The organism is Romboutsia sp. BSD2780061687b_171204_C1 (assembly GCF_015560225.1).
Classification (GTDB): Bacteria; Bacillota; Clostridia; order Peptostreptococcales; family Peptostreptococcaceae; genus Romboutsia_C; species Romboutsia_C hominis.
Window position 1 is genome coordinate 825,118 of record NZ_JADMRK010000001.1, and the last position, 21,956, is coordinate 847,073.

The 21,956-nt window shown below is 25.8% G+C and carries 21 protein-coding genes; 3 read left to right on the forward strand and 18 right to left on the reverse strand.

The genetic code is table 11. The features are described from left to right. Positions 1-69: 69 nt before the first annotated feature. The 8 genes from I2H23_RS04205 to I2H23_RS04240 form a co-directional block, all read right to left on the reverse strand. On the reverse strand, positions 70-909 hold the full coding sequence (locus I2H23_RS04205) for a 4-hydroxy-3-methylbut-2-enyl diphosphate reductase (protein ID WP_195581116.1): 840 nt from the start codon (positions 907-909) through the stop codon (positions 70-72). Positions 910-933: 24 nt separating this feature from the next. Then, a complete protein-coding gene (locus I2H23_RS04210) occupies positions 934-1,530 on the reverse strand; it encodes a lysophospholipid acyltransferase family protein (RefSeq protein WP_240275826.1) in 597 nt (198 codons plus the stop codon). Between the two features lie 27 nt (positions 1,531-1,557). Next, positions 1,558-2,208 carry a (d)CMP kinase gene (cmk, locus tag I2H23_RS04215; protein ID WP_092925817.1) on the reverse strand — a complete coding sequence of 217 codons (651 nt, stop codon included), beginning with the start codon at positions 2,206-2,208 and terminating at the stop codon, positions 1,558-1,560. A 40-nt stretch (positions 2,209-2,248) separates the two neighbouring features. Beyond that, positions 2,249-2,626, reverse strand: a complete 378-nt coding sequence (gene aroH, locus I2H23_RS04220) for a chorismate mutase (protein ID WP_092925815.1) — start codon at positions 2,624-2,626, stop codon at positions 2,249-2,251. 9 nt (positions 2,627-2,635) lie between these two features. Further along, positions 2,636-3,850, reverse strand: a complete 1,215-nt coding sequence (locus I2H23_RS04225) for an NAD(P)/FAD-dependent oxidoreductase (protein WP_092925813.1) — start codon at positions 3,848-3,850, stop codon at positions 2,636-2,638. 9 nt (positions 3,851-3,859) lie between these two features. Continuing rightward, the gene (locus I2H23_RS04230; protein ID WP_092925812.1) at positions 3,860-4,501 is read right to left on the reverse strand and encodes a histidine phosphatase family protein; all 642 of its coding nucleotides are present in this window, start codon (positions 4,499-4,501) and stop codon (positions 3,860-3,862) included. 102 nt (positions 4,502-4,603) lie between these two features. Then, a complete protein-coding gene (locus I2H23_RS04235) occupies positions 4,604-5,428 on the reverse strand; it encodes a MerR family transcriptional regulator (protein ID WP_092925810.1) in 825 nt (274 codons plus the stop codon). 210 nt (positions 5,429-5,638) lie between these two features. Further along, entirely contained in the window at positions 5,639-6,961 is a 1,323-nt protein-coding gene (locus tag I2H23_RS04240; RefSeq protein ID WP_092925808.1) for an MATE family efflux transporter, read from the reverse strand. Between the two features lie 354 nt (positions 6,962-7,315). Between I2H23_RS04240 and I2H23_RS04245 the strand changes: the two genes are divergently transcribed. Both I2H23_RS04245 and I2H23_RS04250 read left to right on the forward strand, forming a co-directional pair. Continuing rightward, positions 7,316-8,485, forward strand: coding sequence for a cation diffusion facilitator family transporter (locus tag I2H23_RS04245; protein WP_092925806.1), 1,170 nt, complete (start codon positions 7,316-7,318; stop codon positions 8,483-8,485). Positions 8,486-8,917: 432 nt separating this feature from the next. Then, positions 8,918-9,592, forward strand: a complete 675-nt coding sequence (locus tag I2H23_RS04250) for a Crp/Fnr family transcriptional regulator (RefSeq protein ID WP_176698678.1) — start codon at positions 8,918-8,920, stop codon at positions 9,590-9,592. A gap of 41 nt (positions 9,593-9,633) precedes the next feature. Here I2H23_RS04250 and I2H23_RS04255 read toward each other — a convergent pair whose 3' ends face one another. The 6 genes from I2H23_RS04255 to I2H23_RS04280 all read right to left on the reverse strand — a co-directional run bounded on the left by I2H23_RS04255 (position 9,634) and on the right by I2H23_RS04280 (position 17,482). Continuing rightward, positions 9,634-11,322 carry a MutS-related protein gene (locus I2H23_RS04255; RefSeq protein ID WP_195581117.1) on the reverse strand — a complete coding sequence of 563 codons (1,689 nt, stop codon included), beginning with the start codon at positions 11,320-11,322 and terminating at the stop codon, positions 9,634-9,636. Between the two features lie 93 nt (positions 11,323-11,415). Further along, positions 11,416-12,543: a helix-turn-helix domain-containing protein gene (locus I2H23_RS04260; protein ID WP_195581118.1), complete on the reverse strand. Its 1,128-nt coding sequence runs from the start codon at positions 12,541-12,543 to the stop codon at positions 11,416-11,418. 188 nt (positions 12,544-12,731) lie between these two features. Next, entirely contained in the window at positions 12,732-15,329 is a 2,598-nt protein-coding gene (clpB, locus tag I2H23_RS04265; protein WP_092925798.1) for an ATP-dependent chaperone ClpB, read from the reverse strand. Positions 15,330-15,558: 229 nt separating this feature from the next. Further along, the gene (locus I2H23_RS04270) at positions 15,559-15,987 is read right to left on the reverse strand and encodes a hypothetical protein (protein ID WP_092925796.1); all 429 of its coding nucleotides are present in this window, start codon (positions 15,985-15,987) and stop codon (positions 15,559-15,561) included. Positions 15,988-16,139: 152 nt separating this feature from the next. After that, positions 16,140-16,805 (reverse strand): Bax inhibitor-1/YccA family protein, encoded by a 666-nt coding sequence (locus tag I2H23_RS04275; RefSeq protein ID WP_092925794.1) that lies wholly within the window; start codon positions 16,803-16,805, stop codon positions 16,140-16,142. 89 nt (positions 16,806-16,894) lie between these two features. Continuing rightward, positions 16,895-17,482 carry a hypothetical protein gene (locus I2H23_RS04280; protein WP_092925792.1) on the reverse strand — a complete coding sequence of 196 codons (588 nt, stop codon included), beginning with the start codon at positions 17,480-17,482 and terminating at the stop codon, positions 16,895-16,897. Positions 17,483-17,656: 174 nt separating this feature from the next. Between I2H23_RS04280 and ytaF the strand changes: the two genes are divergently transcribed. Continuing rightward, positions 17,657-18,274 carry a sporulation membrane protein YtaF gene (gene ytaF / locus I2H23_RS04285; RefSeq protein ID WP_092925790.1) on the forward strand — a complete coding sequence of 206 codons (618 nt, stop codon included), beginning with the start codon at positions 17,657-17,659 and terminating at the stop codon, positions 18,272-18,274. Between the two features lie 38 nt (positions 18,275-18,312). Here the strand turns inward: ytaF and I2H23_RS04290 are convergent, their stop codons facing one another. The 4 genes from I2H23_RS04290 to I2H23_RS04305 all read right to left on the reverse strand — a co-directional run bounded on the left by I2H23_RS04290 (position 18,313) and on the right by I2H23_RS04305 (position 21,924). Beyond that, entirely contained in the window at positions 18,313-19,938 is a 1,626-nt protein-coding gene (locus I2H23_RS04290) for a Na/Pi cotransporter family protein (protein ID WP_092925788.1), read from the reverse strand. A gap of 240 nt (positions 19,939-20,178) precedes the next feature. Then, positions 20,179-20,709, reverse strand: a complete 531-nt coding sequence (locus I2H23_RS04295; RefSeq protein ID WP_092925786.1) for a hypothetical protein — start codon at positions 20,707-20,709, stop codon at positions 20,179-20,181. A 305-nt stretch (positions 20,710-21,014) separates the two neighbouring features. Then, complete coding sequence (locus I2H23_RS04300) at positions 21,015-21,428, reverse strand: membrane lipoprotein lipid attachment site-containing protein (RefSeq protein WP_166505408.1); 414 nt, start codon at positions 21,426-21,428, stop codon at positions 21,015-21,017. Positions 21,429-21,621: 193 nt separating this feature from the next. Next, positions 21,622-21,924: a DUF898 family protein gene (locus I2H23_RS04305; RefSeq protein WP_092925782.1), complete on the reverse strand. Its 303-nt coding sequence runs from the start codon at positions 21,922-21,924 to the stop codon at positions 21,622-21,624. Between the last annotated feature and the right edge of the window lie 32 nt (positions 21,925-21,956).

The window sequence follows — 21,956 nt, forward strand, 5'->3', positions numbered from 1 at the left end:
CATATTATTATTTTTATACAAATAAAAAGCTTAGATATTTAATCTAAGCTTTGAGTAGTAATTTACTTCTTATAATGATTTTATAAATGTAACAACATCTTCTATTATCCAATCTGGTGTTGATGCACCAGCTGTTATTCCAATATTTTCATATTTTTTTAATGTATCTATATCTAATTCTTCCTTTGTTTCTATTGCATATGTATCTACATACTCTTTGCATATATTAACTAGTTTTTGAGTGTTTGAACTATGTTTTCCACCTATTACAACTACACAATCTACTTCATTTGATAATTCTCTAGCAGCTTCTTGTCTTACTTTTGTAGCTGAGCATATAGTATTATTTAATACTACATTATCTAAAATAGATTCTAAGTAATCTGTTATCTCTTTATATAATTCTATATTTATTGTAGTTTGAGCTACTACACAATGTTTCTTAGTTTTATCAAATTCTAAATTTTTTGCATAATCTAGTGTTTTTATTATTATAGCATTATTTTTACACCATCCATTTATACCGATGACTTCTGGATGTTTATAGTCTCCTATAACTATTATCTGATACCCTTTATCATAGTAAGATTTAGCTTTTCTATGAATCTTTTTTACAAACGGGCAAGTTGTATCTATTATGCTTATATCTTTTTCTCTCGCTTCTATATATACATCTTCACTTACTCCATGAGATCTTATTATCATATGTTTTGAATTTGGAACAGAGTTTATATCATCAATAGTTAAAAGTCCTTTATTTTCATACTTTTTAACTGCTTGTTTATTATGTATAAGTGGACCTAGTGCATATATGCCACCACTATTTTTTTCTAATTCATTCCAAGCCATTTTCATAGCTCTTTTTACACCAAAACAAAATCCTGCTTCTTTAGCTATTTTTACGTTCATATCATTCTCCCTATATTAAAATAATTATTTTGAATGTATATAATAATTTTCTTTAATAACTTCTAATACATTTTGAGCTAATCTTTCATTATCCTCAGTAGTAAGCTTTTTACCATAGTATTCTTTAAATGATATAGGCTTATCTATATATACTGTAACTCTATTAAAAAACTTATAATTACTTATTATAGATATAGGAACAACATCAGCCTTTCCTTTTACGGCAAATACTGTAAGCCCACCTTTGGCCTGTCCAAATCCTGGTTCTTTAACTCTTGTTCCTTCTGGGAATATACCTAATATATACCCATCTTTTATAGATCTTAAAATATTTTTTATGGTTGACACGTCAGGCTTATCTCTATTTATCGGTATAACATTTAATTTATTTAAAATAAATGCCAGCGGTTTTGATTTAAATAATTCCTTCTTAGCAATAGCTGCTATTTCTCTATTTTGTATTGCTGATGCTATAAATATAGGATCTAAGTTTGATTTATGATTACAAGCTATTATTATATTTCCTTCATTTGGAATATTCTCTTTTCCTATTACTTCAAATTTATAAAATGTTTTTGAAAACATTAAAAGAACTTTTGTTGCAAAATTATAAAAACTCACATCTATCTCCCTTCAAAACTAAACTTATTATAAATTTATTTTAGATATTACACTTTCAACAACATCATCTATAGTTTTTCCAGTTGTATCTATTTCTATAGCATCATCAGCCTTAACAAGTGGCGCAAATTCTCGATTTGAATCTATTTCATCTCTCTTAATTATATCTTTAATTATTTCTTCAAGAGTTGTTTCATATCCTTTTTCTTTTAATTCCTTGAAACGTCTTTGACCTCTTTCTTCTGGAGTTGCTACTAGATAGAATTTATAATCTGCATTAGGGAATACATATGAACCTATATCTCTTCCATCTAATATAACAGAATTTCTTTTTCCTATTTCTCTTTGAACATCTACCATTAAATATCTAACTTCTTTTATTTTAGCTACATTAGACACATTATTACTAACTTCCATAGTTCTTATTTCTTCTTTTAATATATTTCCATCTATATATATATTATTATCTCTAAAATCTATATCTGTGTCCTTGGCTAGCTTAACTACTTCTTCTTCGTTATTTATATCTATATTATTTTTTAAACACTTGTAAGTTATTGCTCTGTACATTGCACCTGTATCTATATAGTTTATATTTAACCTATTTGCTATTATTTTAGCTATTGTACTTTTACCTGCTCCTGCAGGACCATCTACTGCTATTACTAAATTTCTCATAATTGTTTCTCCTAACTTTTTATCTATTATCTAATAAAATTTATTTGTATATATTTGTTATTAGATCTTTTCTTAAGTCTTTAGCATTGTTTAAATATATATGTTTTATATCTTTTTTAGATTTGTCTGTATTTACATGCATCATAATTCTTATGCACATTTTAAGACTTCCATCTATATATTTTTCTTCAAAGTTAAGCATAGGAATATCTGTTATATCTAATATATCCCTAACTGCTACTGATGGATATACTTTATCTAAGTCATTTGTCATTGTAAAACACATACTTATTATATCATCAATATCTAATGCATTTTCTATTATTATAGTTTGTACTAACTTTGCAGTTTCATCAAGTATATCTGCTTTAGTATTAGAAACAACCGTTGTTGCACCTCTTATCGCTAATGTTTTCATATTAATCACCTATACACTTATTCCCGCTAAATATCCCGTTGAAAAGGCTATTTGTAAATTATAGCCCCCTGTTTCTGCATCTATATCTATTAATTCCCCTGTAAGATATAAATTTTTTATTATTTTTGATTCCATAGTTGAAGAGTTTATCTCTTTAACTGATATTCCACCACTTGTTACTTGCGATGTTTTTATTCCTTTAGTACCATTACAAGTAAGTTTCATAGATTTTATATAGCTTATTATTTTCTCTTCATCTGTTTTTGTTAATTCATTTGCTTTTTTATCAGTTAAATTAAGAATCTTAAGCACTTCTTTTAAAAAGTTTTGTGGAAGTAATCTTCTTAAATTATTTATTATATTTTTATTAGGATTCTCTCTTATTATTTTAGATATTTCATCTGAACTAGTATTTGGCAAGAAGTCTATGTTAAGTTCTATTAAGTTATCTTCTACATATTTATTTATATAAGAAGATAGTTTAAGTACACAAGGACCTGTTAGGCCAAAGTGTGCAAATAATATATCTCCCACTTGATATATCTTTTTATTTCTTATCTTACAAGATATTTCTACATTTTGTATAGATACACCTTGTAAATTTTTTATCCAATGCTCCTTTATAGTAAGTGGAGTAAGTGCTGGATATATTTTTTTCAATGTGTGATTATGTTTAACTAATATATCATACATTGATCCATCCGAACCTGTATGAGGGTAGCTTTTCCCTCCAGTTGATATTATAACCTTATCTCCCTTTATATTTTGACCATCATTAAGTATTACACCAGAAACTGCATCATTTTCTACTATTATATCTATAACTTGTTTATTATATATAACTTTAACACTGTTATCTTTTAAGTCATTTTTTAGGATATCTATAACTTCTTCTGATCTACCTGATTTAGTATATACCTTATGATCATTAAAATCTTCTATTATATATTCTAATCCATTACTTTTAAAATACCCCAATAAGCTATGATTAGTAAATGTATAAAAACTACTATATAAAAATTTTTTGTTAGTTACTATCTTATCAAAGAAATCTTCTATATCTCTATAATTAGTAAGATTACATCTTCCTCCGCCCGTGACTCTAAGCTTTTTTCCTAATTCTTCATTTCTTTCTATAAGTATAACTTCATTATTATTTTTTGAAGCTGTAATAGCTGCCATCATACCTGATGGACCACCACCAACTACTATTACTTTTGACATAAATATCTCCTATTCTAATGCAGAGTTGTTTATCTTTTCATTGTTTTTTATATGATTAGTATCATTCATTTTTATTATTACTGGGCCATAATCTCTATATTCTACTATGTTTAAAGCCGTATTATCTTGCTTTATTCTGTATATATTTTCCATACCTGAGTTTAAAAATGATAATAGTAATACTCTAACAGTTACAGAATGACTGACTAATAATATATGTTTGTCATTATATTTCTCATTTAATTCTTTTATAAATACTTCTAATCTATCCTTTATTAAATGAAGAGTTTCTCCACCTTCTATATTTACTAGATGAGGTTCATTTCTCCAAGTATTATAAGTTTCTAAATAATCTTTTTTAATTTCATCTATTAAAAGACCTTCCCAAACACCAAATCCCATTTCTCTAAGTGCAGGTGTTTCTTTTACCTTAACACCTATTTTTTCTCCTATAAGATTAGCAGTTTGTAGCGCCCTTCCTAAATCACTACTGTATATGTAATCTATTGGGTACTCTTTTAAAGCTTCACCAAGACAAATTGCTTGTTCTTCTCCCTTAGCTGTTAAATCAGAGTTTCCATGCCCTTGCGTTTTACCTAATATGTTCCAATTGGTTTGTCCATGTCTTACTATATAAAATGTATTAGCCATCTGTTGCCTCCTATGTTGTATATAGTTATTTTTATCTTTTACTAAATTTTTATTATACCATAAATATAATTTATTAAAAAGATATATCCTTTTAACTATTCCCTAAATATTATTTTCAATAAGTATCTCTATTTGTGCTAGTGCTTTTATTTCACCACTACTATTTGCTCTTGTTATTATATATATTTCATGGAAATCTCCAATAACTTTTACATTTTTTTCCTTTATATAGTTTATTATTAAATTATAGTATTTTTTAATATCATAAAAGGTATCATCAAAATACATTGTAAGGTAGTTTCCTTTAGGTAGGATTATTATTCTCTCATCTGTATTTAATACATCTTCTGTTTTTATCATAGTTCTTGTATAAGTTAATTTATCTTTATTTATTAAGTCATTGTAAGATGTTGAAAAAACTATTTGATAATTAAATGTATTATACATTTCTTCTATTTCTACTAGACTTTTTCTAAGATTCATTTCAAATTCTTCTGTATACCTTCCAGAGTAATTATATTTTATCATTTTTCTTTCTTCATTATATTTTATGAATACATTATTAAGTCCAATAGCAAGCGAGTCTTTTATATCATTTTCAAGGTGTTCTATACTTTCCTTTATAGTATTTAACTCATGTAGCTTTTTGTTTACAAGATCCTTTTGTTTTTCAAGTGTTTTTAGTATAGATCCTAATGAATCATAGTCATTCATTACATCCTTTATTTCATCTAAGGATAGACCTATTGCTTTACATTTTTTTATAATATCAAGCTTCATAAAACTTTTTATAGAATAATATCTATATCCTGTTTTTTCATTTATATAATCTGGGTTTAATAAATTATATCGATCGTAATGTCTTAATGTTTCTATGGATATATTATTTAATTTAGCCATTTCTCCTATTGAAAAGTATTTTTCCATTTAATCACCTCTAAATTTATATCTTTTTATAGTATATGCTAAATGACCATATACTTAAAGAGATAACATGCTTTTATAAAATAAATCTAATAAAAGAACAGTTTCAAAAATAAAATTAACATTAAAATAAACTATACATTTTTAATTTACAAAAATAATAAAAAGCTATGAACAATAAAGATTTTACTCTATTGTTCATAGCTTTACTTTTTACTGTGCAGTTTCTACAAGTTTATTTATTGATTTAGTTGTTGAAGTTTTTATATTAGCTATTAAGTTTATTGCTATAAATGTTAATGATTCAGATACTAATGTACCTGCCCATATACCATCTGCACCGAATACTTTAGATAGTACAAATAAAGATATCGGTAAGAATATAACAGATCTAAATAAACATATTAAAGTAGATAACTTTGGCATTTCTATAGCTTGGTAAAACACTATTGTTCCTATATTTAACCCAACCATGAAATAACTTAAAGTTCCTAGCTTAACAGCAAAATATGCTATTTCTAATATTTGTTTATCATTTGTAAAAATTCCTATTATTTGTTTTCCAAATACATAACATATTACTACAAATACAGCTGTTGTAACTATAGATGCCATAGAATTAATTTTGTAATATTTTAACACCTTATCTTTATCTTTTCTCCCAAAGTTATAACTAATAAGAGGTTGTGCTCCTAATGTCAATCCAAATAGTACCATATATATATTAGTTCCAATATAATTTAATATACTATATGCCGATACTCCTATTTCTCCCATAACATTTACTAATGTCAAATTATGAACAAGCACTATAAAAGAGAAACTTATTTGAGATAAGAAAGAAGGAAACCCTATCTTTAATAAATCACTTATAACTTCTTTTTCTATTTTTACTTTCCCAAAAGTTAAACAACCTTTTTTCTGTATAAAATGAGGAAGCATTATAGCTACTGTTACTATCTGTCCAAGTCCTGTTGCTATAGCTGCACCTTTTATTCCAAGTCCAAATGGGAATATGAATACATAATCTAATATTATATTAGTTATAGCACCTGCTATTATGGAATACATTGCTAATTTTGGTTTTCCGTCATTTCTTACGAAACTGTTAAGTGCTAATCCTACTAGGTTAGGAATACAAAATATTGCATAGTATTTTAAATAGTCAACTGCCAATGTTTCAAGAGCTTCCGTCGCTCCTAGCATTTTTACTATAGGCTTTGCAAATATAACACATACTAAACTTATAAATACAGTTACTATAAGTAAGAATTTACATACCTGTCTAAATATATTTACTGCTTTTTCAATATTTTTAGCTCCTATATTTTTAGAGATTAAAGCTCCTCCCCCTACAGCCATCATATTAGCTATACCAACTAACATTACTGTAAATGGCAGTACTATATTGACTGCTGCTAACGCGTTATCTCCTACACCTTGCCCAACAAAAATTCCATCTATTATAGTGTATAATGCCGATACAAGCATAGCGAAGGCAGAAGGGATTGCATATTTTAAAAACTCACTTATCATAATATCACTCCTTTTCACTTTCTTTCTTTTAAAATTATAAACTCTTGTGTAACAAAAGGGTCAATATATTTTTTATCAAATTCATTAAAAAGTACATACTATTTAATAAAAACCGATAAATAGTTTACAATATTGATTTATTTTTAATTATACTAAATTAATAATTTATATATTAATATTTGGTTTATAAATAGAGAGTTATTATGTATAATTATGAATATATGATTATTACTGTAAATTTTGGGAATAAATTATTGTAGCTATTTACCATTTACTAATCAATATTACATTAGACTATATAATTGTAATTTGCAAACAATTATATTAAGAATTAGATTAAGGAAGGAGTATTTTATGATTTCTAATTTTTTAGTTAAATCTTTCATTAAAAATAGTGAGGATATTAATAATGAAAGTGTTAGGAATAGATATGGTTACTTAGCTGGGATTGTTGGTATAGTTTTAAATTTACTACTGTTTATAATTAAATTTTCAGTAGGATTTATAACAGCTAGTATAGCAATAACAGCTGATGCTTTTAACAATTTCTCTGATATGGCATCTTCTATTATAACTATAGTAGGATTTAAGTTAGCTAGTATGCCTCCAGATAAAGAGCATCCCTTTGGGCATGGACGAATAGAGTATATATCAGCCTTAATAGTTGCATTTATGGTTATGTTTGTTGGTGTAAGCTTTACGAAAACTTCTATACAAAGAATACTAAACCCAGAAGTTGTAGTATTTGAATTTGTACCATTTATATTATTAATTATATCAATTGCAATAAAACTTTGGCTAAGTAGATTTAATAAGTATATTGGGCAAAAAATTGACTCATCTGCACTTAAAGCATCTGCAGCAGATGCACTTGGTGATGTATTTACTTCAAGTTGTGTTGTATTATCTTATCTAGCATCAAAGTATATATCTTTTCCGATAGATGGTTATATAGGTGTTTTAGTTTCTCTAGCTATAATCTATGCAGGATTTACGTTAGTCAAGGAAACTATAAGTCCTTTACTTGGAGAAGCTCCAGATCCACATTTAGTTAAAGCTATAAATGAAAAATTATTATCTTACGATTATATATCAGGAGTACACGACTTAATAATTCATAACTATGGTGTTGGAAGACGTATAGCATCTGTACATGTTGAAATTCCTGCTACTATAGATATTATGACCATACATAATATTATAGATAATGCCGAATATGATATATCTAAGGAACTTAATATCCATTTAGTTATTCACATGGATCCTATATGTATGAAAGATAGTGAAATAGTTAAAACAAGAAATGAGCTTAATGAGATATTAAAAAAACATAAAGATATTAAATCTATGCATGATTTTAGAATTATTGGTAATGATGATGTAAAAACTTTAGTATTTGATGTGGTAACTTCCCATGATAAAGATACATCTGATGACGAAATAATAAAATATATAAAAGATGAAGTTAAAAAAATACATCCTCATTATAAATGTAAAATAATAATAGATAAGGACTATCATTAAAGTAAAGGGTGCCTAAATTCAAATAAATTTAGGCACCTTTTATTTTGCAAAAGTTTATAATAATACAAATATGTATTAAATATAGTAATTTAATTTTGTTATATTATTAAAGTATTATCTCATATATAAGTTTAACGCCTACTAAAAATGCCATAATCAAAATATAAGTGCTTCTATCTACAATTATCTCCTTATTTTGTTTTTTATGAGAATATTTTTTTCATATATGATAACTTAAAATATAATTTTAATAATTGAATTTTGTTTTTTACAGGAATTATCAAACTAATATTAATCTATCTTAATATTTACTTTATGCACTAAAAACTATTTTTTATCTGTATTAAGATTAAGTATAATTAACTTATAGTAGTATATTATATATAAATTTGATATATTTTTAATATGAGTAAATTTACTTGGAGGTATTTAATGAATCATTGGAATGAATTAATATATATATATCCATTTTTAAATACATTAGATGAAGAAACTAAATCAATTATAAAAAATTCTTTAATAATTAGAGAATTTGATAGTGATTATACATTAATATATGAAAGCTCTTCTTGCTTAGGTTTCTCTCTTATAATAAGCGGATCTATAAGAGTGTATAAATTATCGGATAAAGGTAGAGAGGTGACACTTTATAAATTAGAGAAGGGTGATACTTGTTATCTTTCTATGTCTTGTATGCTAACTAATAAACATTTTCCAGCATTTGCAGAAGTTATAGAACCAACAGTTATTACTTTTATACCAAGTTCTATATTTAATAAGTATATTTATAATACATTAGAATTTCAAAAGTATATATTTGAAAATCTTTATACTAAATTTAACAATGTATTAAAAGTATTAGAGGAATTAGCTTTTGAAAGTGTAGATATTAGAATAGCAAAATATTTATTATTAATTTCTCAAAAAGATAATAGCAGCAAGTACTTATATTTAACTCAGGAAAAAATAGCACAGGAGCTTGGAACTAGTAGGGAGGTTGTAAGTCGTATACTTACTGATTTTAAGAATAAAGGTATACTTATTTCAAGTAGAGGTAAAATTAGTATATTAGATTTTGACAAATTAAATAACATAGCAAAGTTATAGCTTTGCTATGTTTATTTTTTCGTGTATAACTATAATATTATTTACCACTTTCCACTTAATAAAAAGTTCTTAGCTTTTTCATCTGCTTTAATTACAATATTTTTATCATAGCCCATAAATTCAAGAAGTCTTATAGCATTTCTGGTTTCTGATCTTCCCTTATGCAATTTATAGTCAAATTTTATATCTTTATTTGTTATAGTTTCTTCAAAGTGACAATTTTCAAATTTATCTTCAAGTATATGAGTAAGTTCTATATCGTGAGTTGCCGCAAAGCACAAAGTGTTACTTTTATAAAGAGCTGATAGTACTTCACAAGAAGAAGCTATACGCTCTATGGTATTAGTTCCTCTTAATATTTCATCTACAAAGCATAAGCATGGTATATCTTTCTTAGAGTTGTCTATTATCCTCTTTAGAGATTTTATTTCTACTATATAATAACTTTCATTGCTAAATATATCGTCCTTTAAAGCCATTGATGTATATATGTTAAAATATGATGAGTTGTACTCCCTTGAAGTAGTTGTATATATAGTTTGAGCAAGTATTGCATTTATTGCTATAGTCTTTATAAAAGTTGATTTTCCTGACGCGTTTGAACCTGTGATTAACACATTTTTATCAAAGTTAGCAGAGTTAGATACAGGTTTTTTTATAAGTGGATGATATATATCAACAAAATTTATATGGTTATTGTATTTACTTGTGCTAATTTCAAGATTTGGTTTAGAATAATAATCTAGACTATCTCTAAATGACGCAATTGCTATAAGAGCATCTATAGTCCCTACATAATCATATATAGCTTTAAAGTCATCTGCATTTTTTATAACAGTACTTTTGACTTTTTCATATCTCTTAAGCTCTTTTAAAAATATTAAGTTCATATATTCACTAAATATTTTCATATCATCCATCATTGCATTACTATCTGCGCCTAGCGATTTTTTTCTAATATGTTTAATATTATCTAAGTTTCTTGATATATCTTTTAAGTTATCATTTATTTCATTTATATTTAAATTTGTTATTTTTTTAGTTGCATTTATTAAAGATATCATATATGTAAAACCGTCTACATTATAATTGTATCTTTCATTTCTTTGACTTATAAATACATTGTATGTAGCAGATGCTATTAAAAGTAGTATAAAATACCTATTAAAAAATATTAGTGTTAAGCTTATTATTGGTATGTATGATAATATAGTATACCTTAGTAACCTACTTTTGCTATTATCACTTTTATTAATTAAACAATTTGTAGTATATAAATCATTGCTTATTCCTAATTTTGCTAATATATATTGTACTTCAAATCTTTTATCTGGATTTTTCATAAAATATTCTATTAAGTTGTCTCTTTTTATAAGTTCTTCTTTTTCGTATAAAGGTATTCTTAGAATATTATATAAAACTTCTCTTCCTGATGTACTTTGAGTATTATTTATTTTTTTGTATATGTCATCCATGCTTAAATCATTCCATGTTATATCATCTATAAATTCTTTTTCATTAATATTTTTAAAGTAACTAGAGACACTATCCATTTTATAGTTAATATCTTCTATATCTAATTCTTTACCATATTTTTTTAATATATCTTTTTTTATTGTCTTATCTTTCTTTATCTTAAAGTATAGTTCTATAGAGAAAAGGATTAATAATAGAGCTATAAAACCAAATATAAATTCTAGGATATTGATGTTTAAATTAATATTTTCCATTTATTCCTCCTATGTACCATTATTACTTATTAGTTATAATTTACTTTCTTTTCAAAGGCATTTAATATTAACTTGTATACAATAAATATTATATTATTTATTATCTTTATTAACTAATTTTCTTAAATTTACTATTCTAGATATTATATCTTCAAACTCTTTATTTCCTTTTAAATTGATAAATGTTGTATTTAGTGAATCTATTAGTATTTGTAGTACATCTACATTTACTGACTCCTCTTTCTTTATATCATCAAGATTGTCAAAGTATGCTATTTGATTAAGTTGCCTAGGTATATCTGTACCCAAATATTCTAAACTATCTACCAATCTATTTAAGTACATTAATGAAGCTTTTATATCTCCTTTTTTTAAATTAATATATGCTAAGTTTGAATTTAAAAATGAACCCATTTGATTTCCATCATATACTAACTTGTCAATATCGATAGCTAATTGATAATACATACTAGCTTTAGAGTAATCTATACTATTCTCGTCCATATCATCTTTGTAACTATAGTAAGAAATGGCTAGTCCCATGCAAGACGTTATAGCTTCTCCAATTGAAGTATTTAAATTTTGTTGCATAAGTTTTCTTGCTTCATTTATTTTATCCTGTTGCATATATATAAGAGGTAGCATTACATCTGGATTGCAATTTGGTTTGTATATTTTTTTTAAAACTTCTTCAGCCTTATCATTTTTATCTACTATCATATAGTTACTGCTTAATTGCATAAGAGAATATTCTTTTAACTCTATATCATTTGTATTATCTACTATATCTTCTAAAATTTCTATTATTCTATTTGTTATATCTTCTTTATTTAAATCTGTTTCTTTTATCATAGCAAGAGAATAAATATGAGTTAGTTTAAATTTAAGTTTGTAATTAGATGGATAATTTTTCATATAACTTTCACATAGTTTAATAGACTCTTCTATTGAATTTATAGATATTAATTCTTCACACTCTTTAATTATTTTTGCGATATCATTTTCATCAAGTTCTTTTCTATAATTTAACAAATCATCAATACTTACTTCAAAGTAATTTGCTAGTACAGGAAGATATGTTATATCCGGAAAACTTACACCCTTTTCCCACTTAGATACTGCTGGTATTGATACTCCAATAATACTTGCTAATTGTTCTTGAGTAATATTTTTCTTTCTTCTTAATAACTTAATATTTTCCCCTATTTTTATTTTCTCCATTAATTTACTCCTTTTATGTGTTATATTTATAGTATAAATTAAGTTTTGTATGTTAACAATGGACGTATAATTAACTTCTGATTAAATTTTTTAACTATTGGTTAAAACTATCATTTACATAAAAATAAAAGACTTAATAAGTTATAACTTATTAAGTCTTTTATTTTTGCGGTTTCAATTTTATTTAACTAGTTTTTAGTAGATACCTCTATATTTTCTCCATCGGCATCTATAACTACAGTACATCCGCTATAAACTTCTCCAGAGATTATTTTTCTAGCTATTTTTGTTTCTAATGTATTTGATATATATCTCTTAAGTGGTCTAGCACCATATACTGGATCGTACCCTTCTTTTGCCATAACTTCTTTAGCACCATCAGTTATTTTTATATCTATATTTTTTTCACTAAGTCTTTTTCTTAATGCATCTACAAATATATCTATTATTTTTTTGATTCCTTCTAAACTAAGTGGCTTAAACATTATTATATCATCAACTCTATTTAAGAATTCTGGCTTAAATCTATGTTTCATTTCATTCATAACCATATCTTTTGTAAATTCATCTATGTTTTCACCAGCTTCTAATAGATGATGACTACCTATGTTTGATGTCATTATTATAAGTGTATTTTTAAAGTCTACTGTTTTACCTTTATTATCAGTAAGTCTACCATCATCTAATATCTGAAGGAATATATTAAATACATCTTCATGTGCTTTTTCTATTTCATCAAATAGTATTACAGAGTATGGGTGTCTTCTAACAGCTTCTGTTAATTGACCTCCTTCTTCATATCCTACATAACCTGGAGGAGGTCCTATAAGTCTAGATACTGCATGTTTTTCCATGTACTCACTCATATCTATTCTTATAATGTTGTCTTCACTATCAAATAAGTTGTTAGCTAAAGTTTTAGCAAGCTCTGTTTTACCAACTCCTGTTGGCCCTAAGAATATGAATGAACCTATTGGTTTTTTCTCATCTTTAAGTCCTGCACGAGCTCTTATTACTGCATTAGATACTGCTGTTACTGCTTCATCTTGTCCTATAACTCTTTTGTGAAGATCATCTTCTAACTTAAGAAGCTTTTCTCTTTCACCTTCTACTAATTTAGTTACAGGTATGCCAGTCCATTTAGCTACTATTTGAGATATTTCATTTTCTGTTACTTCTTCTTTTAATAATGCATTTTCATAACTTGATGCCATTTTTTCTTCATGATTTTGTATTTGTTCTTCTAACTTTGGTATTATACCATATTTTAATTCTGCTGCTTTGTTAAAGTCATATTCTCTTTCATATCTTTCAACATCGCCTTTAGCCTTATCTAATTCCTCTTTTAAATTTCTTATATCAAGTATTTGTTTTTTCTCATTTTCATATTTAGCAGTCATTTCATCATTCTTAGATTTTAACTCTGCTAACTCTTTTCCTAGATTTTCTAATCTATTTTTACTTTTTTCATCATTTTCCTTAAGAAGTGCTTCTTTTTCAGTTTCAAGCGTAAATATTCTTCTTCTTACAGTGTCTAGTTCTGTTGGTAAAGAATCTATCTCACTTCTAATCATAGCACCAGCTTCATCTATTAAGTCTATTGCTTTATCAGGAAGGTATCTATCTTGTATATATCTATCTGATAATTTAGCAGCAGCTACTATTGCGTTATCATGTATTCTTATACCATGATGTATTTCAAATCTTTCTTTAAGCCCACGAAGTATAGATATAGTATCTGATACACTTGGTTCCTCTGCTATAACTGGTTGGAAACGTCTTTCAAGTGCTTTATCTTTTTCTATATATTGTCTATATTCATCAAATGTAGTAGCACCTATACAATTAAGTTCTCCACGAGCTAACATTGGTTTTATTAGGTTACCAGCATCCATTGCTCCATCAGTTTTACCAGCACCTACTATTGTGTGTATCTCATCTATAAATAGTATTATTTTTCCTTCTGAAGATTGAACTTCTTTAAGTACTGCTTTTAATCTTTCTTCAAATTCCCCTCTATATTTTGCACCTGCTATTAATGAACCCATATCTAGTGCATAAATAACTTTATCCTTAAGTCCTTCTGGTACATCTCCACGAACTATTCTTTCTGCTAATCCTTCAACTATTGCAGTTTTACCAACACCAGGTTCACCTATAAGTACTGGATTATTTTTAGTTCTTCTTGATAATATTCTTATAACTCTTCTTATTTCTTCGTCACGACCTATAACTGGATCTAATTTATTTTTCTTAGCTAAATCTACTAAATTAGTTCCATATCTAGTTAGTGCTTCATAAGTGCCTTCAGGATCTTGAGTTTCTACTCTTTGACTTCCACGAACTTGTGATAGTACTTCTAAGAAATTACTTTTATTTATATTGTATTGTCTTAATACTTTTCCTACTGGTGTATTACCTTCCATATCTATCATAGCAAGCATTACATGTTCTACACTTATATAAGAATCTTTAAATTCTTTAGATATTTCTTCTGCTTTTATTAAAATTTCATTTATTCTTCTTGTAGCTGTAACACCTTGTGAACTTATACCTTCTCCATGAATTTGAGGTAATTTGCTCAGTTCCATATCTATACTATTTTTTACTGAATCTACTGATACACCCATTTTTTCTAATATATTAGGTATAAGTCCATCTTCTTGATTGACTAATGCACTTAATAAGTGTATAACATCTATTTGTTGATTATGGTTTTTAACACCTATATTATAAGCTTCATTTAAAGCTTTTTGTACCCTTACAGTCATTCTTTCTATATCCATATGTATCCCTCCACTATCATAATATATATTATTTTCAGTAAAATCTTAATTATTTATTTTATTTAGAATTTTCTTATTAGCACTCTATTGAGTTGAGTGCTAATAATTTATTAACTACAATATACTCCTATAAAAATACTTTGTCAATAGTTTTTTATCTTATTTGTCAATATAAAATATATAAAAGTAAAAGCACCTATTACAATTCATTGGAATAGGTGCTTTTACTTTAGCTTTTCATATTATATTCTTGTAATTTTTTAATGTTTTCTAATTCCTTTATAAAATCATTAGCCTGAATATAATCTATATATAAAAGACAAGAAACCTCTTTTGTTTTTTCACTTATTCTAGTAGTTATTCTAATATGATCCTCTAATTTCTTTGTGTAAAATTTGTATATTAAATCAAGGTGTACTCTATCTCCGTTTAATATTATATCTATACTTTCCTTAGGAATTTCCACATCTACATTTTTTTGAGTACAACCCTTAGATATATTATTATATTTAGTATATTTATAAGAATATCCCTTATAATCAAATCTATTGCTTTCCTTTATTCTATTTAATATATACTCTCCCTCTTCCTCTTTTAGAAAGTCTTCTTCTTCAAAGAAATAATATTTAGCGAAATAGTCTAATTTATATTTTCCCATAGTTTCCTCCTGAGTTATATAATAATAGTATTCCTATATTTAATAATTATATGAAGGTTATTTAGAATTAAATTATTGCAAATATATAAGGATTTAAGGATAAATAAAAAGACTAGATTATACTAATTAGTATAATCTAGTCTTTTTATTTATTAATCTTTGAATTCATATATTAAATTTAATAAATCTAGTAAGATATTTACAAAATCTAGATAAAGATTTAATACATGTATAGATAAATCATTCTTACTTATTATGTTTCCTGATTCTATGTCATATTTTATTAGACTTATATCATATAATATATATCCTGAGAATATTAATATACCCAGAACACTATATAATATATTTAATGTCTGTGAACCTATAAATATATTTATTATACATAGAAGTAAAAGTGATATAAGACCTGCAAATAATATAGATCCTATACCTAGGTAATGCCCAGCTTTCTTTCTATAAGATATAAAGGCTAGTATACCAAATAATATACAAGTTCCAAGTAAAGCATTAATTACTATAGATGTTCCTAAACTTTGTAAGTAAAAAGATAATAGTGGATATAAAAGTATACCATCTATAAATGTAAATAAGTAAACATAGTTCATAGAAAAACTTCTAGGTATTATACTTTTCTTAGATAATATTGCCATTATAAGTAAACCTATTATTAAAAATGGTAATATTAAATTTGCTACTTGAACAACACTTATAGGAATAAAAGCTTGCCCAAATGCAAACCCTATAAACATAAATAGTATAGATATTGCTAGATATTTAAAAATATCAGCCATTGGGTTTGTAATTTCTTTATGCATTTTTATCATCTCCATATATTATAAAAAACTATATATGTATTATACCATATATTGTTAAATTTATATTATATGAAATAATTTGTATCAAATTAGTTGATTATATTACTTATGCTATCAGAAATTTTATTTACTTTATCATTCGCTACATTTGTTAGGTTTTCTTTAGTATTTTCTATTTTAGATTGTATAGAGTTAATATCACTTTGTAATTCTTTTTCTTTATCTAAATAATTACTTAAATTAATATCTTTTATAAAATCATCTAAATTTTCAGATAAATTATTTTTGTATTTACCTATCAAAGTTTTTAATTTGTCATCTCCTATGTTAGCAAGTTCATCAATTGATGTAAGTTTATTTTCTATGTCTCTTAATTTCATATCATCTAAACTCAATATTTTGTTAGTATAATTAGATATCTTCTTTTGATCTAGATTAGTATTATTTGACTTATCTATAGAAACCTTATCTTCAATTTCTTCTACAGAGTCTTTATATTTGTTTTTTATTTCAGATAGCATATTATCTATCTCTTTTATTGATTCGTCTGATTTTTCTTCAACATTAGATACTGCCTTTTCTTGATCTTTTTGTATATCATTTTTATCGCAAGCCACAATACCTAATGACATTAATGATATTATAATTAATGATATTATTTTTTTATTGCACTTCATTTATATAACTCCTCTTAATATTTTAGTATTTATATTTTACCACTAAAATCTAACTATTTACAACCTTATTTAATTTAATCAAAATAAATTATACATTTATAATATTTTATAGTTAACAAAATACGAATTAATTAATATCTTAATATTAGTTAAATATTTTGGGGGTGTCATCCAATGCTACAATCTCTTCTCTTGGTGCTATCACTTTCATTAGATACATTTGTAGCTAGTGTTGCTTATGGTACAAATAAAATTAAAATTCCTTTTAAATCGGCATCTATAATAACATTAGTATCTACAATTACTTTAGGTATTTCTTTATTTTTGGGATCTTTGTTTAAAGATTTACTATCAGCCAATATAGCATCCTTATTAAGCTTTTTATTGTTATTAGGGCTTGGCATATTTAGATTATTTGAATGTATAATTAAAAGCTATATAGATAAAATATATAATAATCAAGCTCCTCTAACATTTAAATTATTTGATTTTAAGTTTGTACTTGAAATTTATGCGGATGAAACTAAAGCAGATTATGATAAATCTAAAATGCTTACACCTAAAGAAGCTTTTTATCTTGCAATAGCTCTTTCTTTAGATAGTTTAGCAGTTGGATTTGGAAGCAGTTTAGGATATATTAATTATGCAGAAGTTTTATTATTATCTTTAATTATTGGATTTTTATCTTTACTATTTGGTTGTATAGTAGGTTGTCATATTAATAAGATTAGCCATATTAATTTGTCTTGGTTATCAGGAGTAATGCTTATAGCTCTTGCATTTATAAGATAAAAAAAGAGTTATCTCATACTTGAGATAACTCTTTTGACTTATGCTACTTTATTACTGTTTGCTTTTATAACTTGTTGAGCTATATTTACTGAATGGTCAGATATTCTCTCTAAATTACTTACTATATCTAAATAAACAACTCCATTATCTATTGTGCATACACTCTCATCTAATCTTTTCATATGATTTTGACGACATACTTTTTCCATTATATCAACTTGTTCTTCCATTTTGACAACTCTTAATGCTAAATCCACATTATTAGATTCTAAAGATTCAAGTGCATAAGTATATGTGCTTAATACTTTGTTGTATATTTCAGTTAACTCACCTTTACATTCATCAGATAATTTTAATTCTTTAGTTAATATTATTTCTGATAATTCAGCTATATTTTCAGCATGATCTCCTATTCTTTCTATATCATTTACAGTATTGAATAGATAGTCAACACCTTCTCTTGAATCATCATTTAAAGTTGTTTTAGATAGCTTTAGTAAGAAACTTAGTATAGCTTTTTGTAATTCATTTATCTTTATTTCTTCATTAAATGCCTTTTTTATTTTAGCATCTGACATTTCAAGCACACCTTCCATTGAACAAATCAGAGCTTTCTTAGCTTTTTCACCCATTCTTAAAGTCTCTTTAATAGTATTTGATAAAGCTATAGATGGTGTTTCTAATATTCTTTCATCTAAGAATTTAACAGTTTTTCTCTCTTCTATTTCATCTTCTTTCTCTGGAACTAACTTCATAGTAAGTTTTACTATTAACTTAGAAAAAGGTAATAGTAGTATAACGTTAGTTATATTAAATAAAGTATGTGCATTAGCTATTTGTCTACTCACATCATTTGGATCTAAGTGTGTAACTACCATTGTTATTGGCTTACTTAGTAATAACATAAATACCAATGTCCCTATTACATTAAATGTTAAATGCATTGTAGCAGCTCTTTTAGCGTTCTTACTAGCACCTATACTTGATATTAATGAAGTAACGCAAGTCCCGATATTTTCACCATATAATATTGGTAAAGCAGATGATAATGGTAATATTCCTTCAGATGCAAGTGCAAGTAACATACCCATTGAAGCACTAGAACTTTGAACTATTGCAGTTATACCAAATCCAAGAAGTATACCAAGTATCGGATTATGTCCAAATGATACTAATGCATTAGTAAATCCTGAAAACTCTTTTAAAGGTGCAACAGCTTCCTTCATAAAATCCATACCTGTAAATAATATACCAAATCCTATAAATATTTCAGCTATTGTTTTAACCTTTGGCTTAGAACTAAATAAGTAAAGTATTATACCTACGCCTAATGCCATTGGCGCTAACCCAACTAAATCTAGTGATACTAATTGAGCAGTTATAGTTGTTCCTATATTGGCTCCCATTATTACACCTATTGCTTGAGGTAGTGTCATTATACCCGCATTAACAAATCCAACTACCATAACTGTCGTAGCACTTGAACTTTGTATTATAGCTGTAACTAAAGCTCCAACTATAACCCCCATTAGTACATTACTAGTTAGAAGTTCAACTATCTTTTTTAGTTTTTCTCCTGCTGACTTTTGAAGGCCATCAGCCATCAAATTCATACCGTATAGAAAAAGACCTAGTCCCCCCATCAGGTTTATTGCTATTTCCACTATATTTCTTCCTCCTTAAAACTTTAATGTTTTTAAAATTAAATAATTTTATTCTTTTATTATTACAAACTTATTCTATCAAAAAAATTGTCATAATGTGTTAAGCAAATGTTAATTTATTGCACTTAATGTTAAATCTATGTTAAATAAAAGTTGATTAAATCCTATTATGTTAAGTTTTTTAAATTTAAGTTAAAAATAATATATGTAATGTAAATAAAAAAACCCATTAAATGGGTTTTATTTTCTAAAGTCTTTTAAGTTATTTTCTATGCTTAAATTTTTTAATATTGATGTTAATAATATTTGTCTAGTTTCTATTGATTTACCAAACTCTTCAAAGCTTTTCATACAATCTAACTGATAAGTTTCTATTATGCCTTTTTCTAATTCTTCTAAATGTTTTACGATATACTCCTTTATATCTTCTTTGCTTTTTAACCTATCTATTTCTTCGCCTCTTAAAACATGCTTAAATATTTCAAATCCCTCACCTTTTGATCCCCATATAAATATTCTAAATGTTATTAATGCCATTTCACAATATATACCTGCACTTATAGAATTCATATGATTTATATCTTCATACAAATGTTGATTAAAATCAAAGAAGTTACTAGATGCTATTTCATAAGTTTTTTGAGGTTCAAATTCGATATTACTTTCAGCTATGTTTTTGTCTAAACTTTCATAGCCACTACTTTTTATAAGAACATCACATAATGGTGATGTATGTATTGATAATTTGTCTTTTGATAAAAATTGTTTCATAGTTTTGCTCCTTAATTTAAAATATATGTTTATTATAACTATGAGTCTATTTTTAAACAATAGTTATTGTAGAAAATATCTATAATAATTAGATTTACTAGTATTTATGGCAACAGATGAACAGCATATAATTGTTTATCTGTAAACTTAGTTTTTATAGTAATTACTACTATATTAAAATGAATATAAAAAAGATGTGTAAAATAATTATATTTTGCACATCTTTTTAGTATTAATATTATTATATAAAAAGTTTCATATTGATTTATTTTCTAAGAATTAATTTAAAGCCATACTTTACATAGCTACTTAGCCCAGTAGTAAACATCGCCATTTTTACTTACTGCATATATATTATCGTCTTTTGTCCCTACAGTAAGCTTATTATTTTTGATTTTTTCTTTTATATCTTTTTCATTAAACCATTTAGTTTCTATAAACTTATCATCTAGTACACTTTTTTTATCTACCTTTTCTAATGTTTGTATAAATTTATCTGTTTCATCTTTTGGTATTATAAATCTTCCATTTGCTTTATTGGAATCTAAGTTATGAACTTCTTGTATATTGGTAGCATTAGTTGGGATATTTTCAGGAATCCAACCTCTTTCTATTATATCTTTAGCATCTTTATAGCTATTAAACTTATGGATTTTTATATCCATACTACATCCTGTCAATATAGTTGCCAACATTAAAAATACTATTATTTTCTTCATTCTCAATTTCCTCCATGTCCGTTTCATTTAATATTATAAACATATTATATATACTATATCTTAAAAAATAATAAACCCAACATTAAATAAATCTTAAATTATTTAAATAGTATCCAAAAATACAAAAAGACCATCTTAAAATAAGTCTAGCTAATAACAAAACTTACTGTAAGACGGTCTTATATAACTTTTATTAATCTTTAAATACAGTATTTTCAGTTTTCCATTGTAATAATTTTATATATAACCAAAAACCATATATACCAAGAGTTATTATAGTTAATACTAGCCATTTTATATAGTTAAAAAATAAGCTAGATCCAGTACCTTTAAATTCGAGCCTTCTTCCTTCTATTACCGTATTTTCGGCTTCCCATCTATATTTTATGCACATAGCCCACGGTGTGGCTAATCCTAACGTAAAAGCAGTTATTAACCAAGCTAATATATTAACTCCAATAAGTCCTAGTAATCCACCTTCAAATCTTGATTCCATATGTTTCCCTCCTATTATGTATATATATTAAT

Bases quoted from the DNA above. Each gene is read 5' to 3' on its own strand.
- I2H23_RS04205 (WP_195581116.1), bottom strand. From the start codon at position 909: ATGAACGTAAAAATAGCTAAAGAAGCAGGATTTTGTTTTGGTGTAAAA.
- cmk (WP_092925817.1), bottom strand. From the start codon at position 2,208: ATGAGAAATTTAGTAATAGCAGTAGATGGTCCTGCAGGAGCAGGTAAA.
- aroH (WP_092925815.1), bottom strand. From the start codon at position 2,626: ATGAAAACATTAGCGATAAGAGGTGCAACAACGGTTGTTTCTAATACT.
- I2H23_RS04225 (WP_092925813.1), bottom strand. From the start codon at position 3,850: ATGTCAAAAGTAATAGTAGTTGGTGGTGGTCCATCAGGTATGATGGCA.
- I2H23_RS04230 (WP_092925812.1), bottom strand. From the start codon at position 4,501: ATGGCTAATACATTTTATATAGTAAGACATGGACAAACCAATTGGAAC.
- I2H23_RS04235 (WP_092925810.1), bottom strand. From the start codon at position 5,428: ATGGAAAAATACTTTTCAATAGGAGAAATGGCTAAATTAAATAATATA.
- I2H23_RS04240 (WP_092925808.1), bottom strand. From the start codon at position 6,961: ATGATAAGTGAGTTTTTAAAATATGCAATCCCTTCTGCCTTCGCTATG.
- I2H23_RS04245 (WP_092925806.1), top strand. From the start codon at position 7,316: ATGATTTCTAATTTTTTAGTTAAATCTTTCATTAAAAATAGTGAGGAT.
- I2H23_RS04250 (WP_176698678.1), top strand. From the start codon at position 8,918: ATGAATCATTGGAATGAATTAATATATATATATCCATTTTTAAATACA.
- I2H23_RS04255 (WP_195581117.1), bottom strand. From the start codon at position 11,322: ATGGAAAATATTAATTTAAACATCAATATCCTAGAATTTATATTTGGT.
- I2H23_RS04260 (WP_195581118.1), bottom strand. From the start codon at position 12,543: ATGGAGAAAATAAAAATAGGGGAAAATATTAAGTTATTAAGAAGAAAG.
- clpB (WP_092925798.1), bottom strand. From the start codon at position 15,329: ATGGATATAGAAAGAATGACTGTAAGGGTACAAAAAGCTTTAAATGAA.
- I2H23_RS04270 (WP_092925796.1), bottom strand. From the start codon at position 15,987: ATGGGAAAATATAAATTAGACTATTTCGCTAAATATTATTTCTTTGAA.
- I2H23_RS04275 (WP_092925794.1), bottom strand. From the start codon at position 16,805: ATGCATAAAGAAATTACAAACCCAATGGCTGATATTTTTAAATATCTA.
- I2H23_RS04280 (WP_092925792.1), bottom strand. From the start codon at position 17,482: ATGAAGTGCAATAAAAAAATAATATCATTAATTATAATATCATTAATG.
- ytaF (WP_092925790.1), top strand. From the start codon at position 17,657: ATGCTACAATCTCTTCTCTTGGTGCTATCACTTTCATTAGATACATTT.
- I2H23_RS04295 (WP_092925786.1), bottom strand. From the start codon at position 20,709: ATGAAACAATTTTTATCAAAAGACAAATTATCAATACATACATCACCA.
- I2H23_RS04300 (WP_166505408.1), bottom strand. From the start codon at position 21,428: ATGAAGAAAATAATAGTATTTTTAATGTTGGCAACTATATTGACAGGA.
- I2H23_RS04305 (WP_092925782.1), bottom strand. From the start codon at position 21,924: ATGGAATCAAGATTTGAAGGTGGATTACTAGGACTTATTGGAGTTAAT.